This is a genomic window from Agarivorans gilvus, from assembly GCF_001420915.1.
Taxonomy (GTDB): domain Bacteria; phylum Pseudomonadota; class Gammaproteobacteria; order Enterobacterales; family Celerinatantimonadaceae; genus Agarivorans; species Agarivorans gilvus.
Window position 1 is genome coordinate 3,636,769 of sequence record NZ_CP013021.1, and the last position, 25,795, is coordinate 3,662,563.

A 25,795-nucleotide genomic window follows, 5' to 3' on the forward strand; every position below is an offset into this window, starting at 1 on the left:
TAGTTACATAATGTTACGTAACAAGTTGGGTTTTCCAAATTGCTTTAGCTCCACATTAGCGCTATTGAAAACTTGCCTCCAGAACTTCTCAAGCTCAATCATGGATTTCTGGCTGTTATAGTTTTTACCGCCATGAATATAGCCCGCGCCAATAACATATATTTCTGCACCCGCAAAATCACCGACAAATCCTTGTTCACTTATCCGCTGAAAAGACTCTGTTGCATCGGGTACTTTGACAGAACCTCGAGAGTAGAAAGTCAGGCTTTCAGAGTTTTCAAGCATGTCTGAAACCAGCAAAACAATCTTTCTTTTCGCACTGGACTGGGATACTAAATCGTTGCCAATGCTTAGAACTGTTCCTACTAACTCGGTTTTGGGATAGGACTCATCTGCGTCGTTAAATGACTCTTTTAGTGCTCTGTGTGCAGCATTTAAAGCATGAGATTGTTTTTTTAAGCAGGACTTCAAGGAGCGAAGGCCTAAGGCGTTCATATCATCTTGAGTGGCTTGCGAGGGGCTTTTTTCAAAGTAACCACTGAAAGGGATGCTTGTATATTCACCTTTTGCCATGGCGCTAAAGGTCACTAACGAAATTTTATCTCCTTCCTTACCAAAATTAGCTAATTGCGCATGTACCCGCTTTTTCATGTTGGTATCTAGGTGTACTGTTTGGTCTACTAGAATGAAAAACTCCCGCTCAATGGTCTTATCATTGAGTTCAGAGACTTTTGCGTAGTCATAGCATGAAGGAACATCATTTCTCTGATCAGCATAAGCGGGAGACGTGATTAAGGCTCCCCCTAGCATTAGTGAGATTATTGGCTTAATCATGCAAAGGCTCCATCTTTGATGCTTTGCAGCATTTGTTTGCGTTCTTCATCCGTCAATTTGTGACCAGTTTCATTTTCAAACTCGCTAATAAGCCGGTTGTTTTGCTGCTCTTCAGTTTCAATAGTCTCTTTTGCCGCAGTTAGTTTGGCAAATTGTGCTTTAATCGCCGCTTTTTTAGCCTCCTCAGCCGATTCTATTTCTGCTAAATTATCAGTAAGAATTGCTGAGGTTTTTGCGGCTTCTACCTTGCTACTTGCTTCAAGCTTTTGATTGAAATGTTGTGATTCGAGTTCGTCTTGTTTTAATTTTATGGTTGTAGTTAGACGTTTTCGATGTTCTTCCTCTAGAAAGGCATAGAAATTTCGCTCTCCTGCTGTTTCTGCCAGTTTAGTTACTGTCGCATTGCTAGCTACTTTCTGAATCCGAATCGCCATAAGAGACTGCAACTTAACTAGGGACTTTTGCGCTAAATCGACTATTTCACGCTTCTTATTGTCATAGTAAGTGGCGAATTCATCAACAGTGCTGTGGCCTTTAATTGTTTCGTGGGCTTCATGGCTAAGTGCCCCTGCAAAACCTCGTGCTGTAGAAGCCCAAGTTGCAAAGGTTTGTAGTGCACAGAACAAAATAGCAAGCAAGCAAAAAGTTGCCCATGAGCCAGCTTCTGTGGCAGCGCAACGATCACTCCGGCCTTCATTTACCACAGAGTTGTTGTGTTCAATAACTACGTTAGGAACCACTTCGTTACTAGGAGATGATCCTGGATATAAATCATCAAAATTTGGCTCGCCAGCAGAACTAGATGGCTCAGTGACACTAGAAACATTACACATAGAATCTTGAGTTTGGGCTTGCTCAAAAGCTTTAACTCGGATAAAGGTCAGAATGCTAGCAATAACAATAATTACAGCAACAGATGAGATCGTCCAAAAGTAGGTGGGATGACTTTTACCAAGCTCTAAGCGGTTTAGACGTTTAACATAGGGTTTTTCGTTTTCATCACTAGGATTTTCAATAGCCCCAACTCTTGCTCCAGCTTGTTGAGTTAGTGCTTTAGCTGGTTCAGGATCTGCCGCCCATAAGTCTCGGACATTGCTAATGATCTTGTTGCGATGAATTTCGTGCCCCATCTTATGAGTTACCGTTGCCAGAGTGACAGCAAAAGTTAAAGATAAGATCCAAGCCATTATTTTGCGGGTATTTTCGCTAGCGGAGATATCTAGAAAACCTGACATAGTGTAGGAGAACCCCCAAGCTTCAAGCACTAGTACTGTAAACAAGATGGCAATCAAAGGAATCGTTAAAGGTTTTCGACCTGCTTCACCAACAATCTCTAAGTATTCCTTACATTTAACATAGTATGCAGGTGATTTATTTATGTTTTGGTAGTAAGGCTTATAGTCTTGGCAAACCACTGTTTCAGAATGGAACCAGTGGTTGTTGTGTTCTGTGTTTTTGGCAAGTCTTCTTAGTTTTCCAAACAAAAAGAAACGGTGTCTTATACCTAACCAGAACAAGCCTATAGCCTCTCGGTTTTTATGCCAGAACATCGCCAGCCCCGCAAAAAGCAAGGCGGCTAAAACAAGCTTTTGCCAATAAAATATTAAAAAATCAATAACGTCCATTACCGTCCCTTACTTATAGTATTGTTTTGATTTGCATGATGCGCGAGCGTTGTGCACCACTGGATGTGTATAAAATTTCTGCGTGTTTGCTGGTTAAGCTTCCATCGACAGCAAAGATAAAGTCAGCACAATCTACGACTGCTTTTGAAGAGCTAGGATAAACTCTATATAACACGGAGTTATCTCCTCGATAGGTTTCCACTATGGTGTTATAGGTGTAATCCGGCTTCTGGTCTGCATTAGTGACATTTTTAGTAAAATATAACTTCGGTTCTAATTCAGCCTCATAAGTATCTTTACTTACAAATACGGGACCAAGTGTCACCATGGTTTGGTTTATGCCGTTATCTGTTTTAGCTGTTCCATACCAATAATTTCCAATCATTGAAGGCAAGCCATCTTTAACTTTGGGCTTGACCCCTGAATCTCCCAATGTCTTCATATGTGATTGAACTTTAGGTTCACTCAAAGCGCATGATTGAATTACTGGCGGTGTAGATGCGTGAGCCTTAGGAATCAGTGACCAGCTCTCGTCATGATAAACACCCAGTTTTATAGTAAGCGAATCACTGGATGAAGCCTGATCAAAAGGAGAACCTTGCAGATTGAGTGGGCTAGTGTCTTTTGGAGCCTTAGCGGTAACAGTAGATTTGGGATTACTCGGTTTAGCTTTTGGCGCTGAGCTGACCTTGGGCTTTGAAGAGTCTTTTTGTTTACTCGCGATACGTTCTGCTTTAGCTTTTGCGACTTGTCCAAGGCCCTTATCGGTCATGATATTCGTTATTCTCTGTTTTTTGGCTGAAGAAACCGCAAATAGATTTTTCATGGATTCGTTTTGCTCAACGCCTTTGTCATTTAGGACGTCAATGATCTCAAAACGGCGATTTTTAGCTCGGCCTTCTGCAGTAGCGTTAGAAGCGATGGGCTGATTTTCTCCAACGCCTTCAAAAAATATACGGTTTTTGTTTAGGCCCACAGCAGCAAGTCTCTTAGCTATATATAGTGCTCGTTGTTCAGACAATTTCTGGTTGTATTGAGCGGAACCTTGGCTGTCAGTATGGCCAACAATATAGACATTTGAATTGCTATCTAGAGACTTTACATATTGAGCTAAAAATAAATCCAGTTGTTTGCTCATCGTGGAATTTGATATTTCACTTTTCCCAGAACCAAAAATGGGCTTTTCGGCATTAACAGACATTTGCGAAGCAATCACATTATCTTCCGCAATAGGGTCAAAATTCAGCCCGGATTCATCACTAGTTCTCACGCGATCAAATTCAGCGACTAAGCCTGCCTCCCTTGCTTTGTTGGCCAATTCTACTTCGCGTTTTTCGACGTAGTATCCTATGCCGCAGCCCGCAACGAGACCTACAATTGCGCCTGTAGCAATATGGGTGGAATTTCCTTTACCTGCTATAGCTCCAACAGCCGCACCACTAATAGCTCCTATGGTACAGCCAATTATGGTTTTTGAGTGTTCTTGAATTGTTGAGCAACTGGAAGTTGATAAGGCCAAAGCAACACTGATCGCAGCTGTAATTGCCGTTTTATTTGAGTTATTCATTACTCTGAAACATCCTTATTGATCATTATAACGAGTTAGAACAAGTTAATTTTTACCCATCCTTAGGCTTAACTAGATTGGTGGGACTGGTATAGGCTAGACCATCTTTTAGAACTTAAATTCCCCGTAATTTGATTTACCTTAATCAAGTTGGCTGTATGGTGCGCGAGATCAATAAATTAATCACTTAGGCTAAAAAGTGGACAATTTATTGAGGAGATATTTATCAAACGCTTTGCTCACTATCGGTTCACAGCAAATGAGGAAGCCATAATTTTTATGCTGCTTTACAATAACAAAGATTTTTAACAATTTTTCCTATCAAGGCGGTTAAGCAGTTAGTCGACTATGAAGCGCTAGCTTTCAGCTTGTTTCCCAGTGGCTAGTTACTCTAGTGAGCGACCAAACATTTATGGTGTTACAAAAAGCTAGAGCCTATTTTTAAGGACAATGTAGCAGAGTGTTAACGGGCTTCCTTCCTTTTGGCTTAGGATGATACTCAGCGCTGCTGAAAGAGCTTAAGGATAACTGAGTAAGAAGTAAATAGTAATAACTTAAAAAGCACTATAGAAAGCGCTTGTGAAAGTGTTTTCCGTCAAACTTTCTACTTATTTACTTTAATTATATTGATTATTGTTGCTCAGCTGGTTAAGTTCGAGATGCTCTAATTGTAATGGCCGCTTTACAGTGCCGCCAAAATGGATATGTTATGACATGGAAAGTTGAGCGGTTATTTAACCTACTTTTGCTGGCTTGTAGAACTATAAAACCTGTAACCGCACCAAATCTATATTACCTGCTTTATGATCTTGAGTGTTTTTCTTTCAACCCCTCCTCTCGAAGTTTGGGGGGCTCGCTTGGATATCTAAGGTCTTTTGTTTAGCCTTGGTAGGAAAAATGCGGCTACTTGGTCAGTATCCTATGCAACAAGATCTTTGTCGCACACCGCAAATCCTGGAACATTTCAGTAATTTGAGATGAAGGAATCTATGAAAGCGGTATTACAAATTGAAAAACTCAATGAGCAATCAGAAGGCGAAGAACCCGCGGATCCGCATTATGAATATTAAACCGGTCTACCCAGCAGGTATGGCTTTGGCGGTAGCGAGCTATGACGTGGAAGTCAGCGCGCCCGGTTATCAGACACGAAGAGAATGGGGGGAGCTCCCCTAGGCTCAACAAAGGCATTATTTGAAGCTGACCAAAAAAGGAAATGTAAATGAGTAAAGATCTTTATGAAATCGTCGTCAAAGGGCAGTTAACAGAACACAGTACCTCTTCTTCTAGAAGGTGCGCTCTATGAGTTTATCAAGGTGGATGGTAAGCGTTTTGTGAATGTTGTTGTCGCTGATGATTACCTAAACTCTGCCCTGCGCTTGGCAATTAAAGATAAGTCTGACGTAGAGTTAGCGCTGGCGAAAAACCATAATGGTTATTGGTTCATTGCCTCGATTAAACGAATCGATAGCAATGAACTCTATCGGGCTAAAAGTACTTTCCCAGCTGCAACGGCGATCTTACTCAGCTCATTTTGGATAATCTTGCTTGGCTTGGCCATTGTTGGCGCGATTGGTGGCGTGACGGTGGCTTTTTCTGGGGGCGGAACTTCAGCAGGTTGGTTGGTGTTCCTGCTGTGTGTGGGATTTGGTTGTTACCTCTTGGGCAATTATATCAAGAAGGTTCTTAACTGTGCTTCGTTATTCAATAAACAGCGAGACGTCTTAGGCAGCGCTGACGCAGAAGAAATCTACTAGTTAGCGAACGAGGCATGCAGGCATTGCATGCCTTTGTGCTTAATAAAAAGGAAAGTCATGAAAGCTCAAATTATTTTTGGTTTGGCGGCGGCACTTGTTTCAGGTTCGGTTCTGGCTGGTCCAGACGCATGTATCTATACATCGGAAAAGGAAGGTCCAAGTAGACACGCAATGGATAAATTTGCGCGCAATTTTGAACGCCACAGTGCTGAATTCGAAGTTAAGCACAATATGAAAAAGTGCGACTCCGACACTTTGATTTTCGACTTTAAACATAATGAGAAAGCGATGCATGCGGTGGTGCGTGAGTACTGCGATGCTGAAACTTTGTTTCAAGTAGGCGGTATTGTCAGCTGCGAAGCAAAATAGCTAATTGGTATTAAGGAAATAGACATGGAAACATTAAAAGTTGATTGGCATGAACTAGAAGTAAATCAATATCGCGGTACTGTTCTTAGCCAGATTAAACGTTCTCAGGGGGCAACCAAGCATGAGTTCTGGTTGAAGCTTGAAGATGGGCTAGAGCGTTCCTTTCAGGTTTATGGTTTTGACATTGCGCTCAGAGAAGGTCAAGACATTACAGTTTGCTATGCTGGCAGCCCCGGAAAGTCGAACTACCAGCCCATGCTGGTAGTTAATCATAGCGCCGGTGAAACCTGGCAACTGGTCAACACTAATACCACAGGGAAGATGGGGCTATCGGGACTTCAGTCTCCACTTGGATTGCTTCTAGGTATGTCTGGAGTTGCAATACTAGGTATCTATTCCGGAATCCAAGCTAGTTCCGTGGGCGTATTTTTTGCTTTTGGTTTTTTGGGTATCCCGGCTTTTTTACTTGTTGCGGGAATACATGAGTATCGACGCTTCAAAACAATCAAGAACTACTTTTCTGAAAAAGCAAAAAGTCTCATAAAAACATAGATTGGCCTTCTTAATCCCCTTCCAACTTTCTTGGTACGTCAGAAGAGCCTGAGCCGGGCTCTTCCTTTCCATAGGAAAAACACTGCTCTTCTCTGGTCATACTGGCCCTAGCAATCGCGAATAAGTATGAAATAAAAAGGCATTTATTATGAAAACGGTAAAAACGCTTCTTGCTTTAAGTCTTAGTGGCATTCTTTGCGCCTGTGGTGATGGTGACGGTGGTAGCGCTGGCGGAAGCACCAGTATTAGCTCTAGTAGCTATCTGGCCGGCGAATTTCGCAGCATCAGCGCAGATTCCTGGCACTTTACTGACAACAGCCGAGCAGGTTTTGGCGAGTATGAATACTGTCATGAAGGTAATGCAAGCGACCGCTACTACAAGACAATCGGCTCGCCAGATGGCTTTGATGTGATTGTAGTTGGTGCAGCCCACTTGCCAGAGGATGATTTTCAATGGGCGGCGACACTCGGTCACCAATCGCTTAAACGCGCTCTGGCCGCAATGAACATGACTGTGTCAGATTATGAAGAACTGAAACCGCAGATCTTACCGAACATCCTGAGAAACATCCTCATTGAAGTCGCTAACGCTTTGAACCACGGAGAATCTGCTGATCTCGTACAATTAGCTGCGGATTTCTATGGCTCTGAGTGGGCCGCGCTGAGCGCTGTGCCCTATGAATTTAGCCAGACGGAAGTAGCAATGAAGGTCGCGACCAAAATTAACGATGAATCCCCCGGCGAGCTTAAAACCTTTCTCCTAGATGCGCATCAGTGGCTAATGGATAATGATGAGTTCTATGCGCTCAATGCTGACGTGTATGGCTTTGCCGATCTGGCTTCACACATTGATTATCCTGAAGAAATGGTCATCTGTCTGAAAGATGAAGGCTCAATGATTGGCTGGGGCGAAGGCAAGCATTACGGCTTTAACGTGGATGCTAAATCATCCATGCAGCGCGGTGACGACTCAACCATTGGCTTCCACGAAGCAATCCATCACCTACAAATGATCACTGGCTCGCCATACAGCAAGGTTCATGGGATGGAACGCTGGTTTGCTGAAGGTGAAGCGACGGCGCTTTCCGGTATGGGCGTAACTTCCGATACCAACCATCAGCGCCCGGTACTTAACGCCACTCACTTCTATACCGCTGAAGACATTTATGGTTGGGGTAACACTGGCGAATACTCAGATTATGCACAAGCTTACTACTGGCTAATCAAGAAGTTTGGCGCGGATACGCCGCACAACATTCACATGCACTTACGCTACACAACCACCGACTATTGGGATGATATAAATGCAAATGACCCGCAACTACTCGGCTTCGAAGAGTTCTTCGAGACTGCAGTGCCATTGGCTGAGCAATGTACCTACGATTGTAGCTTCGATACGCTCGATCAATGGCGCGATGATTATCCCAATCAAGATAAGTCCCGCTAGTACTTACTGATGAATACCATCAATGATTTCCAACTACATAGGCATTTTCAACAGAACACCATTGGCAAAGACTATGTAGTTGGAGATATTCATGGTTATTATCGTCCACTTATGCAAGCTTTGGAGCTTGTTAGTTTTGACAAAAGTCGTGATCGCTTATTCGCTTTGGGAGATTTAGTTGACCGTGGGCCGGACTCTTTGAAGTGCTTGGGCTTGCTTGCTCAGCCATGGTTTTTCTCAGTACTTGGCAACCACGAGTATGAGTTAGTGACTCGCTTTGGCGACGGCTCCGCCTGGTTAGAGTGGCTGCGCACCCAAGCTACATGGTTGGCCGAGTTGCCAAGCCAAGCACCAGTGGTTAAAGCCCTTGAGCTAATTCTGCAGCGGATGCCCTTGAGCATAAGTGTGGCCTTCGACGAGGTAGTTTTAGGGCTGGTGCATGCTCAGAGCCCCGCCCATTGGCCGCCAACTAAGGCATTGACCGAACAAGGCTTACACAAGCTGCTTTGGGGACGCCGCGAGTTCAATGCTGAGGATGAGGGCTTGTGCGAAATTGAAGGCGTCGATATGGTCGTGATGGGACACAACTCAAGTCTGGTGCCAGTTATAAAGCCGCAGCGCTTGTGGATAGATACCTTCGCTAGTGCAGAAAAGTTTTTGTTGTTTGAAGTTAATGCAATTGCCAGTTTGGCGGGAGAAAACAATGTTGAGTAGCTTTTATTCGTTTGCCAAGGGCAAGAACAAGGCTGAAACAAAGCAATGGTTTGAATTACTCAGTCGTTTTTCTGGGACCAATAAGAGCAAGGGCCTGCTGATTTGTGCTGAAAAGCTCTGGGACGGAGAGAAAAAAACAGAGTCACTAAGTGCCCAGGAACGTGAAGACGCTAAGCTTTTCGTTGCCTTGGTGGATAAAACAGCTAAGTCGGTTGGGCTAAATGACAGTCAAGCTCTAATCAGCGAAGTGGAAACGCGGGTTAAGTTTGTCAATAGAATGGCGACTTACAAGAAAAAGCCTGCCAAGGTACTCAACCGTAAAGTAGCGATCTTATTTGAGATTCTGAGTAAGCAACTGTACGCAGGTTTCAAGCCCTTGAGTCGAGAGGACTTCGATCTGATGTTGATTAAAGTGGGTCATATTGCTGGTAACCCCACTGAATTGGCGATAAATGCCTACCGAAACGGCTCAGAAGCGCCAACCCAATACCAAAAAAGTCGGCGAAGACTAAACCGGGAGTTTGCCTTTTATGATCCCTTGGTGCTTTCGACCCTAAAGCGTCGACTCGCTCCTACTTTTGACAAGCTCAGTGCTGATGCCAACACTTGCACCACAGAAGAATTGCTTAGCTATTTAGATGAGAAGCTTGGAGGTGAAAAGGCCGGTATTAGTAGTGAGTCACGCCACTGCTTTGACGCGCTGTTAGACTTTGTGCTCACTAGCAAATTGACTGACGCCACTTTGCAGCAGCTGCAGCAGAGTATTCAAGGCCAGATCAGCGAGTTTCAAATAGAGTTTCTCTACCACAGAAAAGAGCAGGAGCTTCCTGCGCTAGTGACTCGGTCGATAAAACGTTTATTGCTTAAGCTAATCCTTGAGACCAGCGATCGTATTTCTTTGCAGAGTGATGAATTTCAGACACTAAAAGCCGACAGTGTGCTTAAAGAACGGGCTGTGCAGCATCATGATTACTGTGAAGAGTTGCTAGAAGATGATGGCAATGGCTACAAAGAAAAATGCCGCCTCAAGCTCTCTTCATATTTTGAAGCGCAAATCGCTTGTACTATGACCATGGTTCATTACCGCTTAGCGCGCAAGCACTTTCAAGGTGCCGAGAGCTTGCTGGCCTTGGTCGAGCAAGTGAGGGCCGACATTATCCGCCAGCCATCAGTGACTTACTCATTGACCCATTATTTGGATGATATGAGTGCCTGCCATCCAGAGTTGTATCGTTTTCGTTGGCTGCCTAGTGAGAAGGAGCTTTGTTCAGCTTACGATTTAAGGGATGCCGCCAAGCATTTTGGCTATCCTGATCAAGCCTCTATGCTCCGTGTATTGGATTCGATTTTTAGCTATCAGGATAAGGAAATCTGGCAGCAGCACAATACCAGCTTTGAAGAGTTTTATGAGGAGGTTCGTCATCGCCTGGTGAAGAGTATCACTGTTACTAAATCAAAAGAGGATGGCAACTACACTCCACTGGATCAAACCCGTCTCGATAACAACCTTGATCGTATTACCCGCAATGTTTTCCTGGTGATACACAGTTTGGATGAGCATGGGTGAGGCGAGGGATTATGGCTGCCAACTACACGGGCTTATTTAGTGACTATGAACTCGATCAAGCGCTTAAGCGTGCAGATGCAAAGCTTCTGGGGTTAGTAGAGTTAGCAAAGTCAGAAGAGAACGAAGTTTACAAGCAAGTTGACAAGCAAACTATCCTTGAAGAACTCATCGGTGAAGGCGGAAGCTCAGTTGTATATAGAGGGAAGGATACAGCCCTTAATAGGCCTGTCGCGGTAAAGCTTATTAAACCTAGCCTGTCCGCCTTATTTGGGGTTAAAGCATCTCCGGAAGAAGGGCAATTACAAGCCAAGTTTGACCACCCTAACATCGCGACAATTCACCGCTATGTGAATTGGCGATGCCCGGCACTTGATGGAATCATTGCCGAGCTCGGTTATGACAACATTTCCGTCTACGTGATGGAATTCGTTAGTAACGCTGAGCCCATTATAAAATCCGCTAGTCGTTTGTCGCTCAGAAGCAAACTAGATTTGATGTGCCAAACCATTTCCGCGGTTGCCGAAGCTAATCACCAAGGGGTGATTCACGCCGATATCAAGCCAGACAACATTCTTTATTCTGCTGACAACGGTAAGCTTAAAGTGATTGATATGGGGATCTCTGGTAGAGATGAGTTGAAGCAATTGAGCTCTTCACAACGCATTAAAATGGGTTCTGGCACTCCTTTTTATGCGGCTCCCGAGCAACTTGCGGGCACATTTTCGCGGATACCCGCTTGGGATGTATATAGCTGTTGTGCTGTGCTGCTAGAGTTGATTTTGGGTGAGTACAGCGAGCAAAATCTAACGCTAAAAGATGCTTTAGAAGAGCGGGGGCTGAAGCCTTAAGTGAAGCTCGGTATTTCGCCATCAACGCTCTGTCATTAGAGAGCAATAAGCTTAAAGACAGAATGCTGGAGCGGGATCTAAAGGCCATTTTGTACCGTGGTTTAAACAGTGATTTACAGGTGCGTTATCAGAATGCCGGTGAATTATTGGTCGACCTGCAAAACGCCCTCGATTGTAAACCCCTAATCAGAGAGCAGAACAAAGAAGCAAATGTTAAACGCTGGGTGCTACGAAATCCCGTAATTGCTGGCTTAGTTGTGCTGATGTGTTTGCTAGCTGTATTCAGCTCCCATAGAATTTGGCATCAGTATCAGTCCTTGGCGCTGGAGCAGCAGAGTAGTGAAGCAACGCTGAAAGAGTTATCGAGATTGATGGGAGAGAAGCGCCGCTCCGGGGCTCAAATTACTGCCGATCAGTTAGCTGTAGAGGCGAGCTCAAGAATCATGTCCTCACTGCCTTCTAACTCATCATTGAAGTTCGAACTCGCGATGATACTTGGCCAATCGATGATAGAACGGGGGCAGTGTACTCAAGCGCTGGAGCCGGCTCAATATGCCCATCAGCATGGGCAAAGCCAATTAGTTTATGATGCACCTGAGCGTATAGCAGCGACCCTACTTTACGTCGAAGCCTTGCAATGTCAGCAGAGCTTCGAGAACCGTCAGCAATCCTTTGCAATCTTGAAGTCTGTGCAATCAGTGCTAGATAACAGCCTGTTGCATAAGACACCGGCTAACCTAGCTGAGCTGAAAAGCCACTTAGTTAGTCTATCGCTAGTTGCAGAAGAAAGCATATATACCGGTATGTCGGACTATAGAGCTAGCTATTGGCAGGCTTGGGATTTGCTGTTGACTGCTTATGAGTCCCCCTTATGGCAAGACTTGAAGCTGAAACAGAAAGGCGAACTAGTTCATTACTTAAGTGTTGAGTTACCAGAACGCCTAAACAAGCTTGTTGTTAATTGGGCGGACACAGGAGCAAGCCATCAAGCTGCGAGTCACGCTTCTGCTCGTTTCAAGCGTTCCGGTTTGCAGCTTTCTGAAGAGTTGGCACTACAAGCTCAGGGAAGTGAAGGTGAGCAGTTGGATCAAGCCGACATTATTAAATTGCAGCAAGGCTTGCAGGCGCTCTTAGGCCTGCTTAACGCTAACTAATAGAGAAATAAACAATGACAAAGCCTTTAAGTATCAAGATTGCACTGTGGTTAATGCTGCTATCGTTGTCCCTTTCATTAATTGGGGCTTTCGTTACTGGCTTAGTCGGATTACTAAGTACCTATCAAGTTTTGTCGACGCTTCCTTTTTATGGCCTAACGGCTGTGCTGATTTACTTTATTCATCGGCGCAGCAAGCTGTCGCGCGTACTGTATTCAGCAATGCTGTTGATTAGCATCTTTATGGTGTTCAAAGCTTCTCCAAGTCGGATGTCGCAGCCTGATTACTTATATACCTCACTGCTTCTGATTCCAGAAGCCTTGGCAGTTATACTAATGCATCTAGAGAGCTCCCGTGCGTGGTTTTTGGGAAAGAACTTGGTGAAATTAGAAAGCACCACAAGACGGCCAAATAGCCAGACAAGCAAATAAGCGAAGTAATTCTTCTCACTCTTTTAGCAAATGAATAGCAGCCAACAAAATCACTTTTGCGCTTGGTGCATAGGAAAAATTTAGCTCTTTCCTACGCATAATTTTTCTAGAAAGACTTTGACTGTCGGCCTTATTAGAGCACGTTATTGTCATATAAAACGTACTGTTTGTTGGTTATTTAATCAATGGCTGTTTTATTTTGTTCTTGGTCAATTTTACGATTAAGGCATTGATATATTAAACACTTTCGTAGTTATTAGTCGGTGGCTAGAAGATTATTATGCTGACTAAAGTTAATCTCTTACAAGGAATGTATTTATGTTGTTGCGCTTGTTTTGCATCTTAGTTGTTGCTTGCTCTATCTCTGCATGTGGTGGTGGGGGCGATAGCAGCGGAGGCTCTACTCCCCCCAGCGAACCCATGGTTTTTAATCTATTTACTGATCAAAGTAGCTATTATCTCGAAGAGGAAAGTGAAACCTTGTTGCAGGTAACAAGCTCTCGTAGTGATGATGATTTAGGCTTCTCTATTAGCAATGATGCTTATGTCAGTTTTGAGATAGTGACTCAAAGCGATAACTCAATCACTTTGCGTATTAAAAGCCAGCAAGTTGATCGGCCTCGCCTAGCTAATTTGCGGGTTACCGCTAGTCTCGGTGATGAACAAACGTATCTAGACTTATATTTTTCAATTAATAATACCAGCGCAACAGCTTTAGTGGCTGATGTTACAACCCTTATTACTTCAGAAGGAGGGAAAGCAGCTTTTGAAGAACTTGCTGATGTGGCTGATTACTACCTGAAAATGGCTTACTACAGTAAGCAAATTACGGCCTCTGAACGTGAAAACATTACTGGTCAACTAAGTGCGACTTCTGTCTTATCAGTAAATCAAATTGAGGAAGATTATGCTAGCTATCTTGAGGGAGATATTTCTGATGTTGAGTTGAATAATCTCTATCTGTCAGCCTTGGAGCATTTTAATGTTAGCGCTGCTGGTTTTTGGAACCTTCTTGAAGCGGTACAAGCTGAGTTAGCCGGGGCACTTCCTGAGATCGATGCGTTTTCTTTACAGGTGGACTCAACACTGCAGCAAGTGTCATTTTTTATTGGTAACCCATCCTTTGGTAGCTCACACGATGCGCAATGGGTCTTCCTCGAGCAGTACGATTTTCTAGGAGCTTTGCTGCCTAACGTTCCTGGCTTTGGCGGACAGTGTCTTGCTGATAGTTCTTCCTTTTCTGCCAACTCATCTCAAGCCCTCTAGGAGCATAACCAATGTATAAAGCATTTTTATCTGTTGTATTGGCTGTAATTGTTGGCCTTTCGAGTAGCTCTGTACTGGCTATAGCTTCTCAAGATCTTCCTGTCCGAGTAGTGGTAAAGCCAAAGCTTAAGGCGCAGAGCTCTATCGGAAGTGGTTATCGTACGCTTAGATTCAGTGGTGACCCTGAAGAGGTTATTAAGTCACTGCAGGAGACTGGCCTATATTCGTTAGTTGAATTAGATGTTGTTGTTTCAAACAACCCACCAGTTAAAAGTCAAAGTGGATTCAAAGAATTCTTTTTCGATAATGTTCCTTACAATCTGATTTCAGAAGAAGGTTTTGCTGGCCTAACAGTGTTGAATGATGAGCACTTTGCAGGTCAGTATAGCTGGATGCATTATAATACTGATTTTACTGGCGCGTCTCGTGAGTTTAAATCTGGTAGTAATATTCTGAAAGCGTATAGCGCCGTAGAACCAAATAACACAGTAGATGTCGTTGTGCTTGACGGTGGCTTCCCAGCTCCAGGTTATACAACTGACATCGCTTTTGCGGCTGATAGTTACGACTTCACCACTTTGAACTCAAAGCGTGATGCTGTTTACTACGAAGATGATCTGAACGGTTGTGATCACGGCTATGGTGTGGCTTCAATCCTTGGCGCGGTAGCGAACAATGGTGTTGGTGGTGCTGGTATGGGTGAGTTCTCAATCACTGCTGGTAAAGTGTTGTCATGTGATGTTGGTTATCTTTCAGATTCAGCAGATGCACTACGCTGGGCTGCTGGTGGCGAAACTGAATACTATGCTTACGATGAAGCAAATGACACTTGGTATTGGGAAGTTGTCCCAGCCCGTGAAAAAGTGGCTGATGTGGTCAACATGAGCTTGGGTGGCGAAAGCTATGAGTGTCCTGACTACATGCAAGAAGCGGTAGACTTCGCTATTTCACAAGGTACTACTGTGGTAGTAGCAGCGGGTAACGATAACCTAGATGCTTCGCAGTTTGCTCCTGCTAACTGTCGTGGCGTTATCACTGTAGGTGCGCTTGAACTAGGCGGTGCAAAGGCTGATTTCTCTAACTTTGGTGAAAATGTTGATGTAGCAGCTCTTGGTGTAGAAGTTAGTGCGGCATGTGCTTACGGTGAAGGCTGCTGGTGGTCTGGTACTTCATTCGCTTCACCTCTAGTAGCGGGTCAGCTTGCGATGATTAAGTCTGAGGTGCCAGAGCTGTCACCTGCGGAAGTAGAATACCTGTTGAAGCAAACGGCTAACCCATTCAACATGGACTTGGCAGACAACATCGACAACAGCTGTGCAGCTGGTCGCTGTGGCGCAGGTGTGACCGATGCCTTTGCTTTCTTGGAAGCTGCTCGTGAGTTCGATGCCGGTTCGTTATTCTCTATCCGTCATGTACTGCAAGATGAAGAGTGCCCCGAGGCGTTGTTCCTGAATGCGACAGGACAGAGCTTGCGTTTGTGTGAAATGTACGAAGCGACACTTGGCTTGCCTGATGACACTGTTTCACACTATGAGCTTTATCGAGTACCAGTTTCAGAAAGTATTCTTAGTACCGAATTCGGAGAACTTATCGCTAGTAGTAATAGTGTTAAGCTAGTCTTAGGTGATATAGACAGTAGTGAATATCGTTACGGGGTTAAGGCATGTATGGACGACGTTTGTGCAGCAGAGTTGGTAGAGCTTAATACGAACTCGATATCTAAACCTGCATCTTGTACTGGAATATAGTCCATCAATAATGAGTCATAGCTAAACGAGGTATCTTGGGTTAAGGATTAGGAAGCACTATTGTTGCTTCCATTTTATAAATTCAAGTCCGCCGACTTTACCATATTTAGAAAAAAGGCGAGCTAAGCTTCAATGCCGTTCACTTAAGGTGAACGGTATTTTTATTTCTAGCGTATCGCTGCGGTCTGGGCTTAACGCATCTGGGAAAGGTTCGTTCTCGCCTTGGTGGAAGAATGAGGCTCTCTGCCATCCCATAAAAATGCTTGAGCTGCCGAGGAATTGCCCCTGGGCTGGAATAAGGCAGTCCTACCAATAACCTCATGACATGCGCTAACGCGCCATTGAAACTCAGCTGGTAAGGCAAGTAGCTCCCTTTCAACGCAAAGCACATTTCAACCATTTGATACCGTATCAAGTTATAGCTCAGCAAAATGCCCCATAGCTCTTGGCGCACCAGCTCCGGTTTACGGCTTCTGGGTGTCAAACGCTCCCCCAACATAAACTGCTTTTGCTCTCGGTATCCCAGTTCGATTTCCCAACGGTGTCCATACAGTGAACCAATATCTGCTGCTGGAAAGCGCATCGGGTCAATCATGGAAGTGAGTACCTCAAATGTCTTGCCATTGATGTTGCGAGTCACGAGACGAGCAGTCATCGTTTCGGATAGTTCTGGCCATAACTTACGCGCTCTAGGATTACTGGTAAGGGTGACAAGTTTATCGTTACGCCCAAGGCTTCTCAGCACGGTATATTGGGTGTTTTTCTTTAATGGCAGAAGCCAGTGGCGCTCAGTACCTGCACTCTGCCAAGCATGCAGTAGCCCCATGGAATAAAAGCCACGGTCGAACATCGTTAGGCTATGGTCTGGTGTATCTTTAATCAGCTTTTCGGCTAACACCATTTCGTTGACGTTGTAGTCGTCGAAGGCGCTGGCGGTGATGAGATGTGTGCTTAACTCCATCTGACACACCATGCGCACTTGTGGGTATTGCGTGCCTTTAGGTCGAGAAAATGCATCGCTATTCTCTTTAGAATCATCAGTACGCCAAGTGACACCATCAACACCGAGTAGTGTTAAACCATTCCAGTGAGCAAAGTTGGCTTGTTCGCACCAGCGCTTTGACATGAGTTGAAAGACATCGTGTATCGCTTGTTCGCCTAGCTGTTTACGCCGTTGCGTGAGTGCACTTGGCGCAACGAAAGGCTTACCTTCACGGTCAACAATATCGAGCTGATTCACAATATCAGCTATCGACTTGTCATTATAAAGCTCCATTCCAACAAGCAACCAGACCAGTGACTCAAGCGACAGCTTGCGCTTTCTCAGCGTAACCGTATCGGACAAAGCATAGGCATCATTGATGAGCTCAACGGGTAACAAATCAGCCAGTGTTTCAATTTGATTGGGCTTCCAGTCATTGATGATGTTGAGTGCTTGTGAGACGTCCATAAACGAAAAAATCCGATGCCATTAATGACATCGGATTTTGCTATACCTAGAAAGATCGTCAATGGACCTGTCTTAACTGATCGGCATTAGAGGTGCAAAGTATGCTATTTGAAGACCACTACTCGAATATCATCAAAACCTTCTGGTGGGGCCTCGGTCTTTCAATTGTTGGTATGATGTTAGCGGTGGTGGTTGTTGGCTATTTTGTATTGTTAGCCGTTTGGGTCTGGTCAATTTTCAAGATTATAAAAGGTCTTGCAAAAATCACTTCAAACAAAGCCTATAATTCTTAATCAAGACTGTCAGAAAGGCGCTTAACTAGCGTTTTTCTGACTATTTGGCTTTGTTTACGTATATGCTTTACCGCTGTCACCCGGTTTGGGATATGAAGAACTTAGCTGCTCAGCAAAAAATTAGAACTCCCACTAGCGCTTAACGCAGGATCGGTATCTTCGGTTTCGGTTCTGTCTTTCAACCCTATGCCAGCATAATCATGGGTATCTCATATAATTGCTACCAATTAATTGATAGTATTGACAATTATGGCTGCTTGGATAATTATTGATCTCATTAATAATAAAGGTTGGTTTAACTATCAATGCGTAAATGTCCCTCCATTATCAATCTCACTTTCGACAATCAAAGTCTTGAAGCAATCGAAGAAATTAAAAGTATGCACGAGCTAGAGAAACACGCGCGTATCTGGCTAACAATTGGAAATCTATTCAATATATTTGGCGGTAGTGCCTTGAGGAGCACAACATCAGGAGGTGCTAAAGAGCTTTTTAATTTGATACCAAATGATGCTATTAGAAATACAGCTAAAGGGGTGGCTAAAGGCGGCAGTGCTGAAGTAAGCCAAACTAGTTATGCAATATCTCAGGCAAACTGGGAGTATTACTTTAAATCTTATGTTGGTATAAGTGCAATAAAAAGAAAGAAAATTGAAGAGTTGGCGCATAGGCAAGCTGTAAGTCACCAAGCCAATCCTAAAGAATACGCGTTTTGGAAAGCTATTTATTTAGGGTGCCAACAATAATGAAATTTTTAACCTACCACTTACTATCACTTTCGTTTTTGTTGGCTTCCGCCAGTGTACTAGCGGACGGCTTTTACTTTACCCATCTTAATGACAAAATTGTTGAGTATTCCGATAAAATTGAAGTGTGTGATAGTAAAAAAGTGATCCCCGATTTAAACGATGAAGAATTGAGCGTATTAAGACGGATCATTACAAAAGAACCTTTGGTTTGGGCTTACTTGACTGAAAAATCTTATAATCAATGCCTGCAGCCTGAGCGCGGTGAATTAGCAGAGCTTTTACTAATATATGAACACTTAGATTTACCTGTTGCCACAAGTAAACTTGTTTCTGTAACGGGTGAGCTAACTTATAAACAAAGCCTTGACGCTTTGAAAGCTTATGAGTCGATCGATTCATCGGATAAAGAATTTATTGAAGATATGGAAGCTTTGCGCAAGCCGATTAAAGCACTTGAGACGTTTGAAAAAATAATGGGCATGTAGTGTTTAGCGTTCGCTCAAACAGACTTCAACTTCTCCCTTTGCTCACTTGCGCTACTCGGCGAAGATGAGGGGATAAATTCTGCTAGTAATTTAGCCTACTTAGGCATCTCGAGGCTCGTTGAAGCTTAATGACATCGCCGCAGGCGAAAGCTTTAAAGTTGTTAAGATGCAAAGCTTATTAAACCCGATAGGACGAAATCACCCTTAACAGCTCAATACAAAAGAACCCCTAATCCCCCAGCAAAAAATTAGAACTCCCACTAGCGTTTAACGCAGGGTCGGTATCTTCGGTTTCGGTTCTGTCTTTTAGCCCAATGCCCGAGAGCTTCAACTTAAGCGCTTCGCTTAATAGGAAAAAAGCCTTGTGGCTGGCTTGTGGGTAGTTCAAACCTTCGGGGCGAATGTTAGAAATACAGTTTCTGCTGGAGTCTTTGGCGCCCCGTTTGGGGTTCCAGGTTAAATAAATGCCCATGCTATCGGGTGAGCTTAAGCCTGGCCGTTCGCCAATCAATATCATGGTGATTTTGGCTTTTAAACATTCCCCCACATCGTCGGCCACCGCAACCCGGCCTTGAGTCACTACGCTAATTGGCGCTAGCGACCAGCTGTGCTTAGCGTCTTGCTGCAATTCGCCTAGTAGTTGCTCTAACATGGGTAGGGCGTGGCGCTGAATCGCGGTAGATGACAGCCCATCGGCGATCACTATCGACAAATCGTAAGCCTGCTCGCTACTGGCGCGAAACGCTTCTAGCTGTTGCCAGCTAGTATCGCTGAGCTGGCGGCCAAAGTCGGGGCGCTGTAAATACACCATGCGATCGGCGGCTTTAGTATTCAGCACTATCGGCTGCTCGCTAACCAGCTGTTGGATAATGCCGGACTGTTGCAGCTGCGCCACTAGGCTGGTTAAATCCAGTGCTTTATGCACCGCGTCGATGGCGCGGGCATGATCGAGCTGAAAATCTAAAAGCTGCTTGGTGGGCACGCTGTTGCCACTGCGCCCCAAGGCGATACGCGCCGAGGTAAATTTTTTCAAAGATTGCCACGGGCTTTCGGTGACTAGCTCTGAGTGCTGAGCCATAGCTTGTTTCGGGGCTTTAGTCATAAGGCTAGTGCTCCAGTTTGGCCAGTGAGGCACTAAAGGCTTTAGCGATGCTAGGGTTGAGTTTTACTTGATCTAAGTCGGAGAAGATTTCCATTTTGCTTAGCCAAGCTTCAAATTCAGGCGCGGGTTTCAAACCCAATGCCTGACGCGCATAGAGAGCATCGTGAAAGGAAGTGGTTTGATAATTAAGCATGATGTCGTCGGAGCCGGGAATGCCCATAATGAAGGTGCAGCCTGCTACGCCTAATAGGGTCAGCAAGTTGTCCATGTCGTTTTGATCGGCGTAGGCATGGTTGGTATAACAAATATCGCAGCCCATGGGCACGCCAAGTAGTTTGCCACAAAAATGGTCTTCTAAACCGGCGCGAATAATTTGTTTGCCGTCGAACAAATATTCGGGGCCAATAAAGCCCACCACGGTATTTACCAGTAAGGGCGAAAATTGCCGCGCTACCGCATAGGCGCGAGCCTCACAGGTCTGTTGGTCAACCCCCCCATGAGCATCGGCTGACAGCGCCGAGCCTTGGCCTGTTTCAAAATACATCACGTTGTTGCCCACGGTGCCGCGCTTCAACGACAGCGCGGCTTGCTGGGCTTGGCCTAAAATATCCAGATTGATGCCAAAGGTTTCGTTGGTGCCTTGAGTGCCGCCAATCGACTGAAATACTAAATCCACCGGCGCACCCTGCTCGATGGCCTCGATGGTATTGGTGACGTGGGTGAGTACGCAGGACTGGGTAGGGATTTGATAACGCTGAATCACTTCGTCCATTAAGTTCAGCAATTTAGTCGCTTGGCCCACATTGTCGGCAGCAGGGTTAATACCAATCACCGCGTCGCCGTTTCCATACATTAAGCCATCAAAAATACTGGCGGCGATGCCATTTACCGAGTCGGTGGGGTGGTTGGGTTGTAAGCGTGTAGAGAGCCGCCCCTTCAAGCCAATGGTATCGCGAAAGGCGCTAATCACTTCACATTTTTGAGCCACTAGAATGAGATCTTGGTTGCGCATGATTTTACTCACCGCCGCCACCATTTCAGGGGTGAGTCCGGGGCGCAGCTGGCGCAGGGTTTCGCTGTCGGCCTGATAACTAAGTAGCCAGTTGCGTAGGTCGCCCACTGTCATATGTGAGATGGGAGCAAAGGCTTGGCTATCGTGAGTATCGATGATCAGTCGAGTAATCTCATCACTCTCGTAGGGAATGAGTGCTTCGTTTAAGAAGGTTTTTAGGGGGACTTCGGCTAAGGTCATTTGGGCGATAACGCGCTGCTCGGCAGTTTCGGCACAAATGCCAGCGAGGGCATCACCAGAGCGAGCGGGGGTGGCCTTGGCCATTAATTCCGCTAGAGAGGCAAATTGGTAAACCTTGTCTCCTTGTTGCCAGCGGTAGGGTGCACTCATAGCTTTCCTTGTTTAGTGTTCTGGTAAGTCACAACAGCGGCCGTAGCCGCTGTTGTTGCTAAGGCCTTGTTAGCTATAGCGGTAAGGGCGACCCGCTTTCACCATGTCAGCATTGTATTTCTTGAAGATTTCCACCACCTTCGCCTTGGTGGGCGACTCTTTGGCGATTTCATCCCAGAATTTTTCTGCTTCTGCTTCCACAGTAGCCCATTCTGCATCTGGAATAGTCGTGAGCTTCATGTCACTGCCTTCTACACGAAGTTTAGCTTCACCACCCCAGTACCACCATTGACGGTAGTAATGTGAGGTATCTAAACATAGTGACAATAGCTCTTTTAGGTGATCTGGCAGGGCATTCCAACGATCCATGTTGGCAAAGAAAGAGCCGATCCATGCACCCGAGATATTGTTGGTAAGGAAGTAATCGGTCACCTTAGACCAACCCACGGTGTAGTCCTCGGTAATGCCTGACCAAGCGATGCCGTCTAGCTCACCGGTTTGCAGTGCTACTTCCACGTCTTCCCATGGAATAGACACCGGTACTACGCCAAATTTAGCTAAGAAGCGACCCGCAGTAGGGAAGGTAAATACCCGTAAACCTTTTAGATCTTCTAAGCTGGTAATCGGCTTTTTGGTGGCGAAGTGACAAGGGTCCCAAGAGCCGGCAGAAATGTGTTTCACACCCACTTTGGCGTATTCTTCCTTCCAGATTTTGTCTAAACCATATTGGTTGAACAGTACTGGAACGTCTAAAGAATAACGGCAACCAAAAGGGAAGTAGCCGCCAAAGGTGGTCACTTCGGTGGGAGAGGCCATGGAGTCATCATCTGATTGCACTGCATCGATAATGCCTTTTTGCATGGCGCGAAATAGTTCTCCGGTAGGGACTAGCTGATCGGCAAAATAAAGCTCAATCTGCATTTCTTCGCCAGCGATGCGGTTAAAGGCTTCAATGGCTGGTTTTACCACGTGCTCGGCCAAGGCTGGACCCGCATAGGTTTGCATACGCCATTTGATTTTAGGGCTAGCAGCAAAGGTTTTGGCGGGAGCCAGCAAAGTACCTGCGGTTAATGCGGCTGCGCCTGTTAGAAACTTACGTCTTGAGTTCATAGTTATCCCTCCAATGGATATGGTTTGACGGAGCTCATTGCCCGCCGCGTTTTTTGCATTTCAAAATCGTTGAACAAATCCTTCATCACTTACTTCCCGTACACGTAGTCAGGTAACCAGAGCGCTAACTCGGGGAAAATCATAATCAGTACCAAGGCGGCGATCATAATGGCCACAAAGGGGCCGATAGAGCCGTAAATATCACGCAGGCTGATTTCCGGCGGAGCCATGGCGCGCATTAAAAATAGGTTGTAACCAAAGGGTGGGGTTAAGTAGGCAATTTGGCAGGTCACGGTGTACAGCACGCCGTACCAAATTAGGTCAAAGCCTAGGGCGTTAACCAAGGGCACGTACAGTGGTGCCACAATCACTAACATGGCCGTGTCGTCGAGGAAGGTGCCCAGCAGGACAAACGATAGCTGCATTAGAATGATGATCATCCAAGGGCTTAAACCTAATTGCTCGGTAAATAGTTGCTCAATGGCTTTCACTGCACCAAGGCCGTCAAAGACCGAGCCAAAACCCAAGGCAGCAAGAATGATCCACATAAACATGCAGGAGATGGCTAGGGTTTTACGCACTGAGTTTTCGAAGACGGTTTTAGTCAGGCGTTTTTTGAAAATGGCGGCTAAAAAGGCGGCCATTGCGCCAATGGCCGAGCTTTCCACTAAGCTGGTCCAACCGTTTACAAAGGGCACCATCATCACCGCGAAGATCCCCAAGGGCAGTAGCCCGGCACCTAATAAACGCATTTTTTCGGCTTTGCTGACTTGTTGAAGCTCTTGTTTACTCAGGGTTGGCCCGAGGCTGGGATTGAGCTTACAGCGAATTGCAATGTAGATGATAAACATCGCCGCCATAATTAAGCCTGGCACCACCCCGGCTAGCCAAAGTTGGCCTACCGGTTGGCGCGCAATCATCGCGTACAACACTAATACCACCGAGGGGGGACTAAGATCCCCAGCGAAGAGCCCGCTTGAATCACCCCGGTGACCATTTTTTTGTCGTAATCGCGTTTTAATAATTCGGGTAAGGCAATGGTGGCACCAATGGCCATGCCAGCAACCGACAGGCCGTTCATCGCCGATACCAATACCATTAAACCAATGGTGCCGATGGCCAAGCCGCCGGGCATCGGCCCCATCCAAACATGGAACATGCGATACAGGTCGTCGGCAATTTTAGACTCAGACAAGATGTAACCCATGAAGATAAACATCGGTAGGGTTAGCATGGGATACCAAGTCATTAACTTGGTAGCAGCGGTGAAGGGGATTTCGACTCCGCCGGTGCCCCACAGCATCATAACGGCGATGGAAGCCACCGCACCAATAGCCGCAAATACCCGTTGACCAGTTGCCATTAGCAACATCATCAACGAGAACATCGTAATTGCGATCATACCGTAACTCATTTGATTTCTACTCCGCGAATAGTGGCAATATCTTTAATAAATTCTGAAATGGATTGGAGGATCATCAGGATGAATCCGGTACACATCACCGCCTTAATCGGCCAAATCAGTGGCCGCCATGCGCTACGAGTGCGTTGGCCGTACTCCAGTGAATAAAATAGGCTTTCTAGGCCGCCATACAGCAGCACTGCTAAGTAGAAAATAAGAAAGAATACGGTGAAGGCGTCGACCCAAGCGCGCTTTTTCACCGACCACTCACCGTAGAAGAGATCCATGCGCACGTTGGCTTTGAGTTGAATGGCGTAAGCGCCGCCAATAATGTAGTAGGCCACCATCATGAACTGGGCAGACTCTAAGGTCCAAAGTGAGGGCATGAAAAAGGTTTTAGAGATGGAAGACCACATCAAGATCCCCACCATCACAAAGATTCCGTACATCATAAAGCGGCCTATTACGCGATTAAACTTATCGACGTATTTGACGTAGGCAACGATAAAACCGGGCATTAGCGTTCCTTAACTTGCATATTCAATGACAGCGGGTGCTACTAAGGGGCACTGCTGTGTTGGCTAATCCTTTAGCACAGGCCTTGATGTTCTTGCATGTGAGCCAGCGAGCTGGGCGTAACATGCTTCATCGAAACCTGCTTTACTGTTTGCTTGTGTTGCTCTTTCGCGGGCAAGTTCTATTGGTTCATTTCTTGCTCAGCTTTAAAGCAAACTGGCATTAGTAGGGGCAGCAAGGCTTGTTCCTTAGCACTATCAAAAAACTGCAATGCCAAAAAGTATTTGTAAAACAATAATATAGTTAAGCTTTGCCCTGAGTTGGTTCAATCAAGAGCCAAGGATGAAAGAGATGGAGAAAACGTGTTTGCACGATAATGAGTCATTGTTGTGCACAATTCACTCAAATGATGCAAATCACCAAGCAGAAAACCTGATTAACTGGCAGCAGCAGTTTGATCAGCTCAGCCGAGGGCGTTTTGTTGGCGTAATTAACGAGATCCATTTTCCTGATATCCATGTATTTCGCGAAGAAACCAGTCAACAATTGCGTCAGCAGTGCCAAATAGAAGAAGGGGGCTTGTGGTTGGGGTTTAGTGCCGACAACAAAAGCTGCCGAATTAACAACCAAGCTACCCGTAGCGAGCAGTTTCTATGCCGGCCGGGAGGCCATGAGTTTGAATTACTCACTCCTGAAAACTTTTCTATTTTTGGTTTGGTATTACATCGTAGCTGGCTAAAGCAATGGTTGGAGCAGAATGATGAACTGGCCGACAATGCTTTTGATTGCTTGTATTTAGAAGGGGTAGCGCCGCAACTCATTTTTTCTTTCCGCCAATATTTGTCGTTGCTACTGCAGGCCGATGGCCACCGCTGGAGCAGCTTAACCCAGCAACTGATCCTTAAAGACGCGGTATTTGAGCTATTGAGTTTGGCGCAAAACGCACCTGCAACAACAATGGTTTCTGCGCAACGCCAGCGTTTGATGCAGCGGGTGAAAAGTTATCTGCATGAGGTCGACTTGAGCGCGCCACTGACCATTGATGAAATCTGTGCGGCGGTGCATGTGAGCCGCAGAACTTTGCAATATGCCTTTAGCGAGTGCTTAGGCATGTCACCCAAACACTATATTAAGGTGATTCGCCTAAACCAAATTCGGCGGGCTTTGCTGCAAAGTGAGCAACAACAGACTATTGCCGAAATTGCCTTAGAGCACGGTTTCTTCCATTTAGGCCAGTTTGGCCAAGACTATAAAAATTTGTTTGGCGAAAATCCGCAGCAAACCCGTCATCGCCATTTTAGTCATAGCTAGTACTTTTTCATTTCGTTATAGCGGCCAAAATCCGGCATTCATTCTATAGATCTACTGTTTAGCTGCTTGCAAACAGTGAGTCTGGCTATGCTGCGCTGA

24 protein-coding genes and 1 pseudogene are annotated in these 25,795 nt (G+C 45.4%); 16 read left to right on the forward strand and 9 right to left on the reverse strand.

The genetic code is table 11. From position 1 onward, the window contains the following. Positions 1-3 precede the first annotated feature (3 nt). The 3 genes from AR383_RS17280 to AR383_RS17290 are packed head-to-tail and all read right to left on the reverse strand — an operon-like array spanning position 4 to position 4,026. Positions 4-834, reverse strand: a complete 831-nt coding sequence (locus AR383_RS17280) for a hypothetical protein (protein ID WP_055734257.1) — start codon at positions 832-834, stop codon at positions 4-6. Then, positions 831-2,459, reverse strand: a complete 1,629-nt coding sequence (locus AR383_RS17285) for a hypothetical protein (RefSeq protein WP_055734258.1) — start codon at positions 2,457-2,459, stop codon at positions 831-833. Before AR383_RS17285 ends, AR383_RS17280 begins: the two co-directional genes overlap by 4 nt. Positions 2,460-2,472: 13 nt before the next feature. Next, a complete protein-coding gene (locus AR383_RS17290; RefSeq protein WP_055734259.1) occupies positions 2,473-4,026 on the reverse strand; it encodes an OmpA family protein in 1,554 nt (517 codons plus the stop codon). A 1,020-nt stretch (positions 4,027-5,046) separates the two neighbouring features. Between AR383_RS17290 and AR383_RS21620 the strand changes: the two genes are divergently transcribed. From AR383_RS21620 to AR383_RS17340, 12 genes are all read left to right on the forward strand, one after another. After that, positions 5,047-5,199 (forward strand): hypothetical protein, encoded by a 153-nt coding sequence (locus AR383_RS21620; protein ID WP_157051779.1) that lies wholly within the window; start codon positions 5,047-5,049, stop codon positions 5,197-5,199. A gap of 158 nt (positions 5,200-5,357) precedes the next feature. Further along, entirely contained in the window at positions 5,358-5,780 is a 423-nt protein-coding gene (locus AR383_RS17295) for a hypothetical protein (RefSeq protein ID WP_157051780.1), read from the forward strand. Positions 5,781-5,837: 57 nt separating this feature from the next. Then, entirely contained in the window at positions 5,838-6,149 is a 312-nt protein-coding gene (locus AR383_RS17300) for a hypothetical protein (RefSeq protein WP_055734261.1), read from the forward strand. Between the two features lie 24 nt (positions 6,150-6,173). Then, positions 6,174-6,701 (forward strand): hypothetical protein, encoded by a 528-nt coding sequence (locus AR383_RS17305; protein ID WP_055734262.1) that lies wholly within the window; start codon positions 6,174-6,176, stop codon positions 6,699-6,701. Between the two features lie 148 nt (positions 6,702-6,849). Next, positions 6,850-8,148 (forward strand): hypothetical protein, encoded by a 1,299-nt coding sequence (locus AR383_RS17310; protein WP_055734263.1) that lies wholly within the window; start codon positions 6,850-6,852, stop codon positions 8,146-8,148. A gap of 9 nt (positions 8,149-8,157) precedes the next feature. Beyond that, on the forward strand, positions 8,158-8,862 hold the full coding sequence (locus AR383_RS17315) for a metallophosphoesterase (RefSeq protein WP_055734264.1): 705 nt from the start codon (positions 8,158-8,160) through the stop codon (positions 8,860-8,862). Beyond that, a complete protein-coding gene (locus tag AR383_RS17320) occupies positions 8,852-10,429 on the forward strand; it encodes a hypothetical protein (protein ID WP_055734265.1) in 1,578 nt (525 codons plus the stop codon). The genes AR383_RS17315 and AR383_RS17320 overlap by 11 nt, the downstream gene beginning before the upstream one ends. 11 nt (positions 10,430-10,440) lie before the next feature. Then, positions 10,441-11,277, forward strand: a complete 837-nt coding sequence (locus AR383_RS17325; protein ID WP_055734266.1) for a serine/threonine-protein kinase — start codon at positions 10,441-10,443, stop codon at positions 11,275-11,277. A 62-nt stretch (positions 11,278-11,339) separates the two neighbouring features. Then, positions 11,340-12,431, forward strand: a complete 1,092-nt coding sequence (locus AR383_RS17330) for a hypothetical protein (RefSeq protein WP_055734267.1) — start codon at positions 11,340-11,342, stop codon at positions 12,429-12,431. 14 nt (positions 12,432-12,445) lie between these two features. Beyond that, the gene (locus AR383_RS21625; protein ID WP_157051781.1) at positions 12,446-12,862 is read left to right on the forward strand and encodes a hypothetical protein; all 417 of its coding nucleotides are present in this window, start codon (positions 12,446-12,448) and stop codon (positions 12,860-12,862) included. Between the two features lie 318 nt (positions 12,863-13,180). Then, positions 13,181-14,128, forward strand: coding sequence for a hypothetical protein (locus AR383_RS17335; RefSeq protein ID WP_055734268.1), 948 nt, complete (start codon positions 13,181-13,183; stop codon positions 14,126-14,128). An 11-nt stretch (positions 14,129-14,139) separates the two neighbouring features. Beyond that, a complete protein-coding gene (locus AR383_RS17340) occupies positions 14,140-15,876 on the forward strand; it encodes a S8 family serine peptidase (RefSeq protein ID WP_055734269.1) in 1,737 nt (578 codons plus the stop codon). Between the two features lie 139 nt (positions 15,877-16,015). Here the strand turns inward: AR383_RS17340 and AR383_RS17345 are convergent, their stop codons facing one another. Continuing rightward, entirely contained in the window at positions 16,016-17,326 is a 1,311-nt protein-coding gene (locus AR383_RS17345) for an IS4 family transposase (protein ID WP_055734270.1), read from the reverse strand. Between the two features lie 101 nt (positions 17,327-17,427). Between AR383_RS17345 and AR383_RS17350 the strand changes: the two genes are divergently transcribed. The 3 genes from AR383_RS17350 to AR383_RS17360 all read left to right on the forward strand — a co-directional run bounded on the left by AR383_RS17350 (position 17,428) and on the right by AR383_RS17360 (position 18,853). Beyond that, positions 17,428-17,619, forward strand: a complete 192-nt coding sequence (locus AR383_RS17350; RefSeq protein WP_198150164.1) for a hypothetical protein — start codon at positions 17,428-17,430, stop codon at positions 17,617-17,619. A gap of 305 nt (positions 17,620-17,924) precedes the next feature. Next, on the forward strand, positions 17,925-18,365 hold the full coding sequence (locus AR383_RS17355; protein WP_055734271.1) for a hypothetical protein: 441 nt from the start codon (positions 17,925-17,927) through the stop codon (positions 18,363-18,365). Next, positions 18,365-18,853 carry a hypothetical protein gene (locus tag AR383_RS17360; RefSeq protein WP_055734272.1) on the forward strand — a complete coding sequence of 163 codons (489 nt, stop codon included), beginning with the start codon at positions 18,365-18,367 and terminating at the stop codon, positions 18,851-18,853. Before AR383_RS17355 ends, AR383_RS17360 begins: the two co-directional genes overlap by 1 nt. Positions 18,854-19,082: 229 nt before the next feature. Here AR383_RS17360 and eutC read toward each other — a convergent pair whose 3' ends face one another. The 5 genes and pseudogenes from eutC to AR383_RS17385 form a co-directional block, all read right to left on the reverse strand. Next, positions 19,083-19,955, reverse strand: a complete 873-nt coding sequence (eutC, locus tag AR383_RS17365; protein ID WP_055734273.1) for an ethanolamine ammonia-lyase subunit EutC — start codon at positions 19,953-19,955, stop codon at positions 19,083-19,085. Between the two features lie 4 nt (positions 19,956-19,959). After that, the gene (locus tag AR383_RS17370; RefSeq protein WP_055734274.1) at positions 19,960-21,357 is read right to left on the reverse strand and encodes an ethanolamine ammonia-lyase subunit EutB; all 1,398 of its coding nucleotides are present in this window, start codon (positions 21,355-21,357) and stop codon (positions 19,960-19,962) included. A gap of 69 nt (positions 21,358-21,426) precedes the next feature. Next, positions 21,427-22,467, reverse strand: coding sequence for a TRAP transporter substrate-binding protein DctP (gene dctP / locus AR383_RS17375; protein ID WP_055734275.1), 1,041 nt, complete (start codon positions 22,465-22,467; stop codon positions 21,427-21,429). An 89-nt stretch (positions 22,468-22,556) separates the two neighbouring features. Then, positions 22,557-23,881, reverse strand: a pseudogene (locus AR383_RS22725) (TRAP transporter large permease). Next, positions 23,878-24,387, reverse strand: coding sequence for a TRAP transporter small permease subunit (locus AR383_RS17385; protein ID WP_055734276.1), 510 nt, complete (start codon positions 24,385-24,387; stop codon positions 23,878-23,880). Before AR383_RS17385 ends, AR383_RS22725 begins: the two are co-directional and overlap by 4 nt. Positions 24,388-24,736: 349 nt before the next feature. On the opposite strand from AR383_RS17385, the gene AR383_RS17390 reads away from it, so the two are divergent. Next, a complete protein-coding gene (locus AR383_RS17390; RefSeq protein ID WP_055734277.1) occupies positions 24,737-25,696 on the forward strand; it encodes a helix-turn-helix domain-containing protein in 960 nt (319 codons plus the stop codon). The last annotated feature ends 99 nt before the right edge of the window (positions 25,697-25,795 follow it).